At 51.4% G+C, this 12,558-nt stretch carries 13 protein-coding genes and 3 tRNA genes; 15 read left to right on the top strand and 1 reads right to left on the bottom strand.

Annotation, left to right across the window (positions count from 1 at the left end; translation table 11 throughout):
• Positions 1-204: 204 nt before the first annotated feature.
• The 11 genes from BLQ99_RS07450 to BLQ99_RS07405 all read left to right on the top strand — a co-directional run bounded on the left by BLQ99_RS07450 (position 205) and on the right by BLQ99_RS07405 (position 8,168).
• On the top strand, positions 205-831 hold the full coding sequence (locus BLQ99_RS07450; RefSeq protein ID WP_245690344.1) for a TolC family protein: 627 nt from the start codon (positions 205-207) through the stop codon (positions 829-831).
• A 15-nt stretch (positions 832-846) separates the two neighbouring features.
• The gene (locus tag BLQ99_RS07445) at positions 847-2,112 is read left to right on the top strand and encodes an efflux RND transporter periplasmic adaptor subunit (RefSeq protein ID WP_093689653.1); all 1,266 of its coding nucleotides are present in this window, start codon (positions 847-849) and stop codon (positions 2,110-2,112) included.
• A gap of 11 nt (positions 2,113-2,123) precedes the next feature.
• Entirely contained in the window at positions 2,124-5,297 is a 3,174-nt protein-coding gene (locus BLQ99_RS07440) for an efflux RND transporter permease subunit (RefSeq protein ID WP_093689651.1), read from the top strand.
• A 16-nt stretch (positions 5,298-5,313) separates the two neighbouring features.
• Positions 5,314-5,856, top strand: a complete 543-nt coding sequence (locus BLQ99_RS07435) for a C40 family peptidase (protein ID WP_245690342.1) — start codon at positions 5,314-5,316, stop codon at positions 5,854-5,856.
• Positions 5,857-5,980: 124 nt separating this feature from the next.
• On the top strand, positions 5,981-6,172 hold the full coding sequence (locus BLQ99_RS14780; protein WP_143005882.1) for a hypothetical protein: 192 nt from the start codon (positions 5,981-5,983) through the stop codon (positions 6,170-6,172).
• A 186-nt stretch (positions 6,173-6,358) separates the two neighbouring features.
• The gene (locus tag BLQ99_RS14775) at positions 6,359-6,565 is read left to right on the top strand and encodes a hypothetical protein (RefSeq protein WP_143005881.1); all 207 of its coding nucleotides are present in this window, start codon (positions 6,359-6,361) and stop codon (positions 6,563-6,565) included.
• 126 nt (positions 6,566-6,691) lie between these two features.
• Positions 6,692-6,766, top strand: a tRNA-Glu gene (locus BLQ99_RS07425).
• A gap of 10 nt (positions 6,767-6,776) precedes the next feature.
• Positions 6,777-6,852: transfer RNA gene (locus BLQ99_RS07420), tRNA-Asp, on the top strand.
• Between the two features lie 5 nt (positions 6,853-6,857).
• Positions 6,858-6,933 (top strand) — tRNA-Phe (locus tag BLQ99_RS07415).
• Positions 6,934-7,085: 152 nt separating this feature from the next.
• Entirely contained in the window at positions 7,086-7,523 is a 438-nt protein-coding gene (locus BLQ99_RS07410) for a hypothetical protein (protein ID WP_093689645.1), read from the top strand.
• Positions 7,524-7,538: 15 nt separating this feature from the next.
• A complete protein-coding gene (locus BLQ99_RS07405) occupies positions 7,539-8,168 on the top strand; it encodes a phosphoribosyltransferase (protein WP_093689643.1) in 630 nt (209 codons plus the stop codon).
• 17 nt (positions 8,169-8,185) lie between these two features.
• On the opposite strand, the gene BLQ99_RS07400 is transcribed toward BLQ99_RS07405, so the two are convergent.
• Positions 8,186-8,398: a hypothetical protein gene (locus BLQ99_RS07400; protein ID WP_093689641.1), complete on the bottom strand. Its 213-nt coding sequence runs from the start codon at positions 8,396-8,398 to the stop codon at positions 8,186-8,188.
• Positions 8,399-8,530: 132 nt separating this feature from the next.
• On the opposite strand from BLQ99_RS07400, the gene BLQ99_RS07395 reads away from it, so the two are divergent.
• The 4 genes from BLQ99_RS07395 to BLQ99_RS07380 all read left to right on the top strand — a co-directional run bounded on the left by BLQ99_RS07395 (position 8,531) and on the right by BLQ99_RS07380 (position 12,554).
• The gene (locus tag BLQ99_RS07395; RefSeq protein WP_093689639.1) at positions 8,531-8,746 is read left to right on the top strand and encodes a hypothetical protein; all 216 of its coding nucleotides are present in this window, start codon (positions 8,531-8,533) and stop codon (positions 8,744-8,746) included.
• Between the two features lie 105 nt (positions 8,747-8,851).
• On the top strand, positions 8,852-10,228 hold the full coding sequence (locus BLQ99_RS07390) for an RsmF rRNA methyltransferase first C-terminal domain-containing protein (protein WP_093689637.1): 1,377 nt from the start codon (positions 8,852-8,854) through the stop codon (positions 10,226-10,228).
• 134 nt (positions 10,229-10,362) lie between these two features.
• The gene (gene hydE, locus BLQ99_RS07385; RefSeq protein WP_093689635.1) at positions 10,363-11,397 is read left to right on the top strand and encodes a [FeFe] hydrogenase H-cluster radical SAM maturase HydE; all 1,035 of its coding nucleotides are present in this window, start codon (positions 10,363-10,365) and stop codon (positions 11,395-11,397) included.
• 170 nt (positions 11,398-11,567) lie between these two features.
• Complete coding sequence (locus BLQ99_RS07380) at positions 11,568-12,554, top strand: ABC transporter substrate-binding protein (RefSeq protein WP_093689633.1); 987 nt, start codon at positions 11,568-11,570, stop codon at positions 12,552-12,554.
• The last annotated feature ends 4 nt before the right edge of the window (positions 12,555-12,558 follow it).

Below are 12,558 nucleotides of genomic sequence, written 5' to 3'. Positions count from 1 at the left end.
TCAGGAAACTGGCGCACAATAATGAGCTTATACTTATTCATTTGCATTTTCATATATCCATCGTAGGCCTGGCTGGTGCCAGGTTCTTTTTTTATCACTTTTTCACATCTTGTTCATAGGTTTTTCATATTATGTTGCTATTATAAAGCAAGAAAGCAAGGCATTAAATAAACACTTTCTTTAAGTCGTAAAGGAGGGTGACCTATGGAAAGACTGAATGCTGCGATAGACGAAAAAGAGAAGCAACAAGAAAAGTTACCTAATCCAGGGCCCAGATTGGCTAAAAGCGGTGTTGAGCTCGCACGCAAGCAGAAGCTACCGGACTTTGAGTTCACCTTAGGCTACAAAACCAATAAAGAAAAAATGGTAGAAGAAACTGAGATGGGTCTAATGCTTGAAGACCGTAAACCCACCTGGAAGGTCGAGATCATGGCTATGCTGCCAATCTGGCAGGGTAATAAGATTAAGGCTGACATTAAAGCCGCTGAGGCCAATTTAGCGGCAGCTGAGGCAGCCCTCACTAACATGAAAAACATGACCGAACTGGACGTACAAATGGCGCTTGCCGATGCCCAGGCAAGCTGGCGGCAAATTGACCTTTATAAAAACACTATTATTCCTCAAGCCGAGCAGACATATCAGGCGGCAACTGTTAGCTATACCAATGGCAAGACCGATTTCATGACCGTGCTTGAGGCCGTGAACACGTTACGTAACGCCAAACTAGGTTTATATAAAGCAAAAGTAGATTATGAAAAGGCCATAGCCAATTTGGAAAAAGCAGTGGGTAAACCCTTATTTGTCAACGTTGATATAACAAAAATTAAATAAAGACTAGGAGGAACAATGGTGGACAGCACACATAAGAAAAAAATCATAATTGCCGGCGTAGCGGTAGCCGTAATTGCCGGAGGGGCTTTTGCCTACTATAACTCTCACAAACAAATACCAGCGGCGGCAACCCATGCCGGACATGGCGGTAGTGCTGCCGCAGTTAAAGTAGACGGGGAGAAGGTAGTGCTTGACGCCAAGGCTCGCCAACTTGCTGGGGTACAAACGGCGGTGGTAGAGAAAAAGGCGCTAACGAAAGAAATTCGGACGACAGGCAAAATTGCCATTAACGAAAATGGCCGGGCCTATATCACCTCCCGGGTAATGGGCCGTGTCGATGAACTATACGTCACTGCTGAGGGGGAGTATATTGAGCCCGGCCAGGTAATTGCCGCCGTCTACAGTCCCGACTATATTGCCGCCCAAGAAGAATACATCCTGGCGATAGATACGGTGGATAAACTGCGCGGCGCGAGCCGCGACATCGTGCAGATGAATAACCAACTGCTGCAAGCGGCGCGCCGCAAACTCGAACTTTTAGGCGTACCGGCTCAAGACATAGAGCATATTGCCCATACCAGGCAGCCTAATACGCATATGGCCGTTCGCGCCCAATTCGGCGGCACCGTGCTCGAAAAGCAAGTTCTGCCCGGCGCTTACATCATGCCGGGTGAAAAACTCTACGCTGTTTCCGATTTATCATCAGTGTGGCTCTATGTTGATCTGTATGAAAAAGATGTAGCAAACGTACAGGTCGGTCAAACCGTTACAGTTACGACCCCAGCCTATCCCGGCGAAACTTTTACAGGGGTAGTTAGTTTTATAAATCCTGTGCTTGACGATGCTACCCGCACCGTTAAGGTAAGGGTCGAGATGGCTAATCCAGCTGGCAAGCTCAAGCCCAACATGTTTGCCCAAGCCACCATTAAAGTGCCACTGGGTGAAACAGTGGTTATACCAGCTTCAAGCTTGCTTGATACCGGTAAACGGAAGATAGTCTTTGTTGCCCAAGGGGAAGATACCTTCGTTAAGCGCGATATTGTAATTGGCCAGGAAGCAAACGGTTACATACAAGTCCTATCAGGCCTCCAACCTGGTGAGGTTGTGGTGACGGCAGCAACCTTCCTAATCGATTCGCAAACGCAATTAGGCAATTTTGGCAGCCATGCGGGCCATGGCGGTGGCGGAAAACCGCAAGCCGCTCAGCCTGCGGCCGTGCCGCAAGTTCCAGCAAACCCTGCGCCTTCTGGCAAAGCTGGCGGCGAGCATGCCGGTCACTAGGGGGATAAGCTATGCTAAATAAATTAATCGAGTTTTCGCTACATAATCGTGTAATTATTGTCGCCCTAACCGTATTTACAATTCTGTGGGGCGGGTTTGCCCTGAAAGATATGCCGATCGATGCCTTCCCGGACTTAAGTGAAAACCAGGTACTGGTTATGTCTGATTGGATGGGCCGTGGTCCGCAGGAGGTGCAGGACCAGGTAACTTATCCGCTCGAGACGGCGCTGAGGGGCCTGCCAAATGTAAAACAAGTACGCTCATCGTCTTCCTTTGGGTTGTCCATGATTACTGTTATTTTTGAAGACGGCGTGGATACGTATTTTGCCCGGCAGGTGGTCGCCGAAAAAATTCAGCAAGCTATTCCAAGGTTGCCTCGGGGGGTACAGCCCACCTTAGGGCCGGTAAGTACCCCAATGGGCCAAGTATTCATGTATACTGTTGAGAGCGATCGGCACAATTTGGCCGAACTGCGTACTATCCAGGAGTTTTTTATCAAACCTCAGCTTAGTGCTGTACCCGGGGTTGCTGAGGTGCCAAGTATTGGCGGGTATGTTCTTCAGTATCAAGTAAATTTAGACCCGGATTTATTAAAGGCCTATAAAGTTGGTGTTAGCCAGGTATATGGCGCAATAAGCGCCAATAACGCCAATATCGGGGCGAAAGTAGTAGAACAAAACGGTCAGGAATACGTGATCCGCGGTCTTGGCCTTGTCCAATCAGTCGATGATATCAATAATATTGTCATCACGCAAAACAACAATATACCAGTATATGTCAAAGACGTAGCCCGGGTTACCATCGGTCCTGATTTTCGTCGTGGCGTTTTAACCAAGTTTGGCAATGAGGCGGCAGGCGGCATTGTCGTTCAGCGGTCAGGTGAAAACGCGCTGGAGGTTATCGCGCGGGCCAAGGCCAAGATAGCCGAAATTCAGTCGACCTTGCCCCAAGGGATGAAAATAGTGCCCTACTACGACCAGACCGAGCTGGTCCAAAAGGCGGTTAGCACCTTAACAAGAGCGCTTGTCGAAGAATTTCTGCTCGTATCAATCATTGTATTCCTCTTTTTAGGAAATTTCCGTTCAAGCATTATTGTTACTAGCGCAATCCCAATAGGCATCTTAATTGCCTTCATCTTAATGAAGCAAATCCATCTTTCCGCTAACCTAATGTCCCTCGGCGGCATTGCTATTGGGATTGGGGTTATGACAGATGCGGCCATCGTAATGGTCGAAAATGTTTACCGCCACCTCGCTGAAGACGGCGGCAAGCATAACATTATTGATGTGACGTTAGAAGCGGCAAAGGAAGTGGCCGGCCCGATCTTCTTCTCTATCACCATAATCATAGTGACCTTCCTGCCCGTGTTTACCATGACTGGAACCGAGGGCAAACTCTATACGCCGATGGCGTGGACCAAGACGTTCGCCATGTCAGGTTCACTGCTACTCGCCTTTACCTTAGTTCCTGTACTTTGCACTATCTTGCTGCGGGGCAAAATCAAGGAAGAAGAGACATGGGTAGTGCGCAAGCTGCATCAACTCTATCTGCCGATATTAAAAACAGCGCTTAAGCTTCGCACCGCCACTATTGCGGCAGCGCTCGCCATCATGATTGCCGGTTTTGCCCTATTACCATTCCTGGGAACGTCGTTTATGCCGGCTTTAGATGAGGGGACTTTCCTGGTGATGCCGACGATGCTGCCGTCTGTTTCCCTTACCGAAGCGGTGGATGCAGCCAAAAAGATGGATAAAATCATCATGGAAATTCCCGAAGTCGAAATGTCGGTCGGTAAAGTTGGCCGGGCTGACACCGCACTAGACCCGGCCCCGATCAATATGATTGAAACCATTGTCACCCTAAAACCAAAAGAACAGTGGCGCCTGGGCATAACCAAGGCTGACATTGAACAAGAGATGATGGTCAAATTATCAAGTCTGCCTGGCTTAAATCTGGCCTTTACCCAGCCAATTGCCGGGCGGCTCGCAATGCTAACCAGCGGCGTGCGTACAGATGTAGGGATTAAATTGTATGGTGATGACTTAAATGTACTCCAGCAAAAAGCATTCGAAATCGAAAAAGCGCTAGCCACCGTACCAGGAGTAAGTGATCTCTTGGCCGAGCGGATATTTGGCGCACCATATCTCGAAATTCATGTCGACCGGGAAAAGGTTGCCCGCTATGGTCTTAACATTAACGATGTGGAAGACGCAATTGAAATGGCGATCGGCGGGCGGGTGGCAACGACGACAATCGAAGGGAAAAAACGGTTTGATATCCTGCTGCGCTATAACCGGGATAACCGGGAAAACATTGATGCCATGCGAAATATTCTCATACCTGTAACAGCCGGCGGCAGTGCCAAGACTGGCAGCGCTGGCGGCGGTATGGGCGGAATGGGTGCTGGCGCTGCCGCAGCTTTCGCTGCACCGGCTTCCGGCGCATATGTTCCGCTTGGGGAAGTAGCCCAGTTTCGCGTTGTTGATGGTCCGTCTATGATCAGCAGCGAAAACGGCATCTACCGGGTTATCATTCAGCTGAATGTCCGCGACCGGGACATAGTAAGCTTCGTGAATGAAGCATCAAAAGTAATAAAGGAAAAGGTTGAGCTGCCACCCGGTTATTACTATAAGTGGGCCGGTCAATACGAAAATCAGCAACGGGCAAAAGAGCGTCTGGCTCTGGTAATTCCGGCGGTAATCCTCTTAACCTTCTTCCTGCTCTACATGTCCTTTAACTCTGTTGGGGATGCACTGCTCATTATGCTCAATGTTCCGTTTTCCTTGGTTGGCGGTATTGTGGCCATCTATCTTACCGACACCTATATAACTGTAGCTGTAGCAGTAGGCTTTATTGCCCTCTTTGGCATAGCGGTGCAAAACGGTGTTATCATGGTAGACCATATTAACCGTCTGCTAAAAGATAAGCCCTTAGAAGAAGCAGTACTGCAAGGCGCCCTTGACCGTTTCCGTCCGGTTATGATGACTGCGCTCGTGGCTAGCCTTGGTTTGTTTCCCCTAATCTTTTCCACCGGAACAGGTTCCGAGATCCAGCGTCCCATGGCGCTCGTCGTGGTGGGCGGCCTGGTTACCTCTACCATCTTAACCCTGGTGGTACTGCCAAGTATTTACTATGTTTGGAAAGACCGACTGCTGGCTAAAGCTTCTTCGCACCAGAATATGTAATAATCAGGGTGACATTATGCGACAACTAATAATCGCTGTAGTATTTGCGGTGACTCTAGGCAGCACAGGGACGGCGATGGCCGTCCCTGCTGCCACTACATATGATAATTTTCTTAAAACACTAGATTCTATCATCAACGAGGCCGTGCTGCCTGCCCCGGAGGAGATAGTGCCCGCAAAGGCGCCGGGGAAGAACCAGGCAATTATTTCCATAGCCAAAACAATGCTGGGGCAACCGGTAGTATGGGGCGGTGCAAGTCCTGGGCAAGGATTCGATTGTTCAGGATTAGTTCAGTATGTATTTCGGCAGGCCGGTGTAAGCTTGCCGCGGACAGCAGACCGGCAGTTTCTCGTGGGACAGCCAGTAGCTAAATCTGTGCTAGAGCCCGGCGACTTGGTGTTCTTTACTACCTATGAGCCAGGAGCCTCACATGTGGGAATATATATTGGCGCTGATAAATTTATTCATACCTCGTGGTCGCAGGGTGTCGTCGCAATTGGTGATATGAAGGATGACTATTTTGTCAGACGATATTACGGCGCAAAAAGAGTTATTTGAGGAGAAGTAATTGTATTATGGCGTGTAACTTCACGATTTCTTCATAATTTTTTCATTAAAAATCCAAATTCGTTTGCTAGTATATACTTAGAACGGCTCAATTACGCAAGTGGGAGGAATTGCAATGAAGAGGATTACCAAAACTCTATTTGCTGCTCTGGTGGCTGCCTTTGTCTTTGGTGCGGTCGTGAGTCCTACGCTGACGCCGGTATTTGCCGCCGCCCAGACTGCTGATCAAACTACCAGCCAAGAGCAACAAAAGCCGCCGGCAGATGCACCGCAAGGCGGAAACGAGCACTCCAGCCATCACGGTTAATAGGGCAAGGGTAAAAACAGCCGGATAACCTTTCAGGTAGAGGGTTGTCCGGCCGTTTTTATAATACGGCGCAAAATAAAATAAGCGGATATAGTAAAAGTTCACAATAAAAACAAATATTCTTCATAAGTTTTTCAAGTTTTTCTGTTATATTATAGTCAAACAGCAAATAAGGAGGGCTGTCACATGGAATGGCAGGATATCATACAGTATGGGCTCATCTTTGGTGTAATGTTTTTAATGATGCGGTTTGGAGGATGCTGCGGCGGACATAGCCATGGCTCAAGTAAATCAAATGGTCATAAATCTGGCTGCTGTGGCGGAAATCAAACAGGTAAAGAGACCGAGCTTACCGGGAAAAATTCCGAAACAGAAAAACAGAGTTGTCACTGACATGTGATATTTTTACATAAGGTATTGCCAAATGTGACGGATTGGGTTATAATAATTTTCGCGGTATGCTCGGGTGTTGACGCAAGATGCCAGAGTTTATTCGTCCTTCTGATATCAACCATACAAGGCCCGTTGGTCAAGCGGTTAAGACACCGCCCTTTCACGGCGGTAACAGGGGTTCGAATCCCCTACGGGTCACCAACTCGTCTATGGCCCCGTGGTGTAGTGGTTAACATGCCGCCCTGTCACGGCGGAGATCGTGGGTTCAAGTCCCATCGGGGTCGCCATATATGCCTCGGTAGCTCAGTTGGTAGAGCAGAGGACTGAAAATCCTCGTGTCGGCGGTTCGATTCCGCCCTGAGGCACCACCTCGGCCGCTCCTCATGCGAGGAGCGGTTTTTTGCACCCCGGGTTACACGTTGTGACCCGGGACTATTTTTTAGCGAAAAATACCACGAATTAGCCGGCGGCCCGAATGCAGATGCTATAGGTGATCTTATCAGACAAAGGCGGTGGGCCTGTGGGCCGGTTTATCGTGAGTTTGCTGATAATAATGGTTCTCCTTACGGCCGCCGGCTACCTTTACCGGTTGACGCCATATACTTATACAGACGAAGACAATGCTTTCGCCGATGAAAGCGCTGGCGCAATGCTGGCGCTCATGGAACGTATCGCCCGCGAGGGGGCCGCGCTCCAGGCGCGGTCGCCAGGCCGGGCCGCGGACATTTATTGGGAGGGGCAGTATGAATTTAACCGGTTAAAACACGCTGCCCTGTTTTATAAGGGCGCCTTGGCGGAAGACTTCGTCTATGCCCTGGACCTTGCCGAAGCCTGGTGCAAGTATGCGGCCGACGCCGCCGATAATCCGGCCGATGCTAAGGCCCGGCGCCTGGCGGAGCAGCGGTTTGCGGCAGCCCGGGCCGAGTTTCGGGCCATTATTGATAAAGAGTACCGATAAGCGAGAGGTGATAGCATGTACCGTGACCGTAAGGCGGCCGGGGAAGCGTTGGCTGACCGGCTGGAAAAACTATCTTTGGTACATCCTACCCTACTGGCCATCCCCCGGGGCGGCGTAGCCGTTGCGGCGCCGATCGCCAGGCGGCTGCATGTCCCCATCCAAGTCCTGGTGACGCGCAAAATCGGCCATCCGCACAACGACGAAGTGGCTATTGGCGCGGTGATGCCGGATGGCGCCGCCGTGCTTGATAACGCACTGATTGCCGCTCACGGGATAGATCAGGCATATATAAAGCACGCGACAGAGCGAGCCCATGCCGAGATCGAGCGCCGCCTAAAAACCTATACCGGCACAGCCGCGCCGCCGGCCGTATCCGGCCGAACCGCCGTCATCGTCGATGACGGCATCGCTACCGGTTATACCATTCGCGCCGCTATTCGGTGGCTGAAGTCGCTTGGGCCGGTGCGGCTCGTCATTGCCGTGCCGGTTGCGCCGCCTGACATTGTCTGCGAGCTGGGCGAACTGGTCGATGATTTTATCTGTCCGCTGCAGCCTGAAGATTTTATGGCGGTCGGTATGTATTACGAGGACTTTGCTCAGACGACAGACGCCGAAGTGATGGCCCTGCTTGCTGCTAGTAAATAACCGCCCTTTTGGGGCGGCTACTCCATTATCAGCGATTCGGCGTGAACGGCTTGTTTGGCTACTTCCAGAAGGCCAATCCGTTCCAGGTATGACAGGTTATCGCTGCATACCGCATGCAGCGTACCGTCATAGTCTACGGTAATAACAATGATGCCCTGAATGGCGCCTGTTTCATGGGCTTTGCGGGTCTTTTCAATGAGCTGGCCAATCTCATCAATAAACACAACCATCCTCTCACCGCCTTATTATAGTGTATGCGGGCGCTGCGGTTTTTGTTGCCAAAAAGTACCTGAACGGGCGGCGAGAGCGGGCGGCAGTTTTCGGTGACACTAACCGTAACAAACGCCGCAAAGGATGATGGTATGGACTATCAAGAGCGCATTGCCCTGGACATCGCCCATCTCAAACGCCTGGGATATACCGACGGCGACGTGGCGGAAGTAGTGGCCCGCTACACCGGCTATTACGCCTGGGCCGGGCTCAGCCGCAACCAGCAGCGCCGGCTGGCCGAAGACCTCAAACGTCATGTGCGCATCGCCCGCAAGTGGCACTATCTCTTAAACGGCTGGGTGCAGTAGCCCCCGCCGTTTTTTCATATGGCACGCGTATTGGTGGTGCTTGCGCAAGTCAGCCTCAGCGGCTATAATCCCTTTAGATAGTCCGCCTGACGCTAAGGAGGTTCTATGGAACACGATCTACCTGCGGCCTTTTGCCAGCGGATGCAGGCCTTGCTGGCAGATGAGTTCGCCGCTTTTTACCAAAGCTACGAAGAGCCTCGCACTTATGGCCTGAGGGTAAACACCCTGAAAATTACGCCGGCCGAACTGGTTAGCCTGGCGCCGTTTGCCCTGACGCCCGTGCCCTGGACGGCCGACGGGTTTTACTGCGCCGAAGAGGAGCGGCCGGGCAAACACCCTTACCATGCTGCCGGTTTATATTATATTCAGGAGCCGAGCGCCATGGCTGCGGCACCGCTCCTGGCGCCGCAGCCGGGAGAAGTTGTCTTGGATTTGGCGGCCGCGCCGGGCGGCAAGGCGACGCACCTGGCGGCCCTCATGCAGGGGCAGGGCCTGCTTATTGCTAATGAAGTCCATCCGGCCCGGGCCAAAATTCTGTCCGAAAACATCGAACGGCTTGGCATAAAAAACTGTATCGTGACGAACGAAACGCCACTACGGCTGGCCGAGCGGTTCCCCGCCTTTTTTGACCGGATTTTGGTGGATGCGCCCTGCTCGGGTGAAGGCATGTTCCGCAAGAATGCGGATGCCTGCCAGGAGTGGACGGCCGATGCGCCACGCCAGTGCGCCGCCCGGCAGCGAGAGATTTTAGCAAACGCGGTGAAAATGCTGAAGGATGGCGGTTGGCTGCTCTATTCTACCTGCACGTTTGCCCCGGAGGAAAACGAAGAAATTATCGCCTGGCTGCTGGCTACCTACCGGGATTTGGCGGTAGTGCCGCTGCCGCATGACCATGGCTTTGCTCCTGCCGTGCCGGCCTGGGGCGGCGGCCACGCCGACCTTGCCGGTGCTGTGCGCCTGTGGCCGCACAAGCTCCGGGGCGAAGGCCATTTCATTGCCCTGCTGCGCAAACGGGGGGAAAGTGAAGCGGCCGGTGTCCGGCCTGTCCGCCAAGACGACAAACGCCGCGCCGACTCGCGCTTAAAAGACTATCTTGCTTTTTGCCGGGAATTCCTGACCACCGTGCCGGAAGGCGATCTGCGGCTGTTTGGCGATCATCTTTATCTGCTGCCACCGGGCACGCCGCCGCTCGCTGGGCTTAGGGTTCTTCGGCCCGGCTGGCATTTGGGCGTGCTGGCGAAAAACCGGTTTGAACCGGCGCATGCCCTTGCTGTTGCTCTTACCGCCAAGGATGTCCGCCTCACGGCCGACTTTTCCGCCGATAGCGATGCGGTTCGGCGCTATCTGCGGGGCGAAGCGCTGCCTCGCCAGGGCGAAAAAGGGTGGACGCTCGTGACTGTCGACGGTTATCCCCTCGGGTGGGGCAAGCAGAGCGCGGATTGCCTGAAAAACCATTATCCCAAGGGGTTGCGCTGGCTGTAGGTGGGATGGCTGCTATTATTTGTTTATGAATATAGAGACGGCATCTGGTCATAAGCCGGATCACCGATTATAATAAAATTGATATTAAAAGAAATTTTTTCTCTTTCAAAACTGGAGCCGGAGGGCGAGGGAGTTTGCTGAATATTATAGCGAAAGCGGAACAGAATCACGATTTATCCAAGGACGAAATCGTTAAACTCTTGGCGACCGATGAGTATAATCAGGAGCTGTTTGCGGCGGCCGACCGGGTGCGCAAGAGGTTTGTGGGCGATGAAGTCCATCTGCGGGGCTTAATTGAATTTTCCAATATATGTAAGCAAAATTGCTTGTACTGTGGGCTGAGACGCGACAATCATAGGCTAAAAAGATACCGGCTGACAGTCGAGCAGATTATTGATTTTGCCCGCAAAGCCAAGTCTTACGGCTACAAAACGATAGTACTGCAATCCGGCGAAGACAGTTCGTTTGATGTACCAACGATGCAGCATATTATCCGCGAAATCAAGGCCTTGGACATGGCCCTGACGCTTAGTATCGGCGAAAAGACCCGGGAAGAATACGCGGCTTACAAGGAGGCGGGAGCCGATCGGTATCTGCTGCGGATTGAGACGACTGACAAAGCTCTCTATGAGGCGTTGGACCCGGGGATGAGTTTTGAAAACAGAATGCGGTGCTTGCGTGATTTAAAAGAACTTGGCTACGAGGTTGGTACAGGCTGTCTGGTAGGACTGCCCGGGCAAAGCCTTGAATCGCTTGCTGACGATATTCTCTTTTTTAAAGAGATCGATGCCGACATGATTGGCGTCGGGCCGTTCATCCCCAATCCGGACACTCCCCTCCATGGCGAAAAAGGCGGCACGTTTACGCTCAGCCTAAAAGTTATGGCGATTACCCGGCTCCTAATGCCGGACATCAACATACCGGCTACTACGGCTATGGAATCGCTGGACCCGAATGGGCGGATTATTGCTCTTAGAAGCGGCGCCAATGTCGTTATGCCCAACGTTACCGAAGGGGAGTATCGCCAATTATATGCCATTTATCCCGGCAAGATCTGCATCAACGACACTCCCGCGCGCTGCCGGTCTTGTATTACCGGTAAGATTAACGGGATCGGGCGCAAAGTTTCAGCCGGGTACGGTTACCGACAGAAAAAGAAGATAGGGTAATAGAAAACGGCGGATAGTCCGCCGTTTTTTTGTGCCAGGGAAATTTTACCTCATGAGGCTTGTAGTCTTCATTAAATTTTCAGTAAATTTTCAGTTTTTACGGAAGGACTGTTGGCTAAAAGGTTGTATACATGATTTAAACAAATTGTTCAATTGATGAGGTTTATGTTATGAGAATTTTCGCATGGTTTGGGTTGGCTGCAACCGTTATAATCATGATGGTTTTTTATTTTGCAGGACAAGGGGCGTCGGCAAACCAACCTAAAAAGATTGGCGTACTTGTCGCCAGCGATTTGCGGCTCCCCAAGTTGGAAGGATTGCGGGTTGGCCTTCCTCATTACGGTTTTGTGGAAGGGAAGGATGTGTCAATCATCGTAAAAAATGCGGGAAATAATGTTTCCCTGCTACCTAAGCTGGCAAAGGAGCTGGTTACCGACAAAGTCGACGTAATTGTGACCACCGGAACGTTTGAAACTTTCGCTGCGAAGGAAGCAACAGAGGCAGTACAGGTACCCGTAGTATTTGTCGGGGTGGGCTGCTCAGTCGAGATGGGGATTGTCAAAGATACCGTCAATCCAGGCTGCAATGTAACCGGCGTAGACAGCCATTATGTACAGCTATCAGGCAAACGGCTTGAATACTTGAAACGGCTTGTCCCGGAAATTAGGCAGGTCCTTGTTCTTTACAACCCGCACTCCACGCCAATTGGCCCGAGCGCCGCGTACTTGTATGAAGCGGCGGAAAAATTTAATGTAACCATGAAACTTATTTCAGTTACCACTTCCCAGGAAGTAATGGCGGCGCTGGAAAAGGAGAAGGGGTGGACTGACGGCGTTCTCCTAATGTGCAGCCTGCTTTTTGAGGCTATGTCCGAGTGCCTGGCGGACTGGAGCATAGCTGAGAAAATTCCGGTTATGGGCGTAAGCGAGCAACAGACTCAGAAAGGGCTGCTGGCTTCATACGGGCTGCCTTACAAAGAGGAAGGCCGGCAGGCGGCCCGGATAGTGAGCAATATTTTGCGAAATCAGGAGCCAGCCAATATTCCGGTGGAATCTCCCGCTCGCCTCGAGTTTCATTTAAACACCCGAACGGCAAAGAAACTTGGCATTCAGATAAACCATTCCACTCTTCCCTTTGTGACTAAGTATATCGAATGAACGG

This window comes from Sporolituus thermophilus DSM 23256, assembly GCF_900102435.1.
GTDB classification, from domain to species: domain Bacteria; phylum Bacillota; class Negativicutes; order Sporomusales; family Thermosinaceae; genus Thermosinus; species Thermosinus thermophilus.
Note: the sequence above shows the minus strand (reverse complement) of the source record. Positions and strands in the feature narration are given on the sequence as shown.

Coding starts and splice junctions, on each gene's coding strand:
- BLQ99_RS07450 (WP_245690344.1), top strand. CDS start 205: ATGGAAAGACTGAATGCTGCGATAGACGAAAAAGAGAAGCAACAAGAA.
- BLQ99_RS07445 (WP_093689653.1), top strand. CDS start 847: ATGGTGGACAGCACACATAAGAAAAAAATCATAATTGCCGGCGTAGCG.
- BLQ99_RS07440 (WP_093689651.1), top strand. CDS start 2,124: ATGCTAAATAAATTAATCGAGTTTTCGCTACATAATCGTGTAATTATT.
- BLQ99_RS07435 (WP_245690342.1), top strand. CDS start 5,314: ATGCGACAACTAATAATCGCTGTAGTATTTGCGGTGACTCTAGGCAGC.
- BLQ99_RS14780 (WP_143005882.1), top strand. CDS start 5,981: ATGAAGAGGATTACCAAAACTCTATTTGCTGCTCTGGTGGCTGCCTTT.
- BLQ99_RS14775 (WP_143005881.1), top strand. CDS start 6,359: ATGGAATGGCAGGATATCATACAGTATGGGCTCATCTTTGGTGTAATG.
- BLQ99_RS07405 (WP_093689643.1), top strand. CDS start 7,539: ATGTACCGTGACCGTAAGGCGGCCGGGGAAGCGTTGGCTGACCGGCTG.
- BLQ99_RS07400 (WP_093689641.1), bottom strand. CDS start 8,398: ATGGTTGTGTTTATTGATGAGATTGGCCAGCTCATTGAAAAGACCCGC.
- BLQ99_RS07395 (WP_093689639.1), top strand. CDS start 8,531: ATGGACTATCAAGAGCGCATTGCCCTGGACATCGCCCATCTCAAACGC.
- BLQ99_RS07390 (WP_093689637.1), top strand. CDS start 8,852: ATGGAACACGATCTACCTGCGGCCTTTTGCCAGCGGATGCAGGCCTTG.
- BLQ99_RS07380 (WP_093689633.1), top strand. CDS start 11,568: ATGAGAATTTTCGCATGGTTTGGGTTGGCTGCAACCGTTATAATCATG.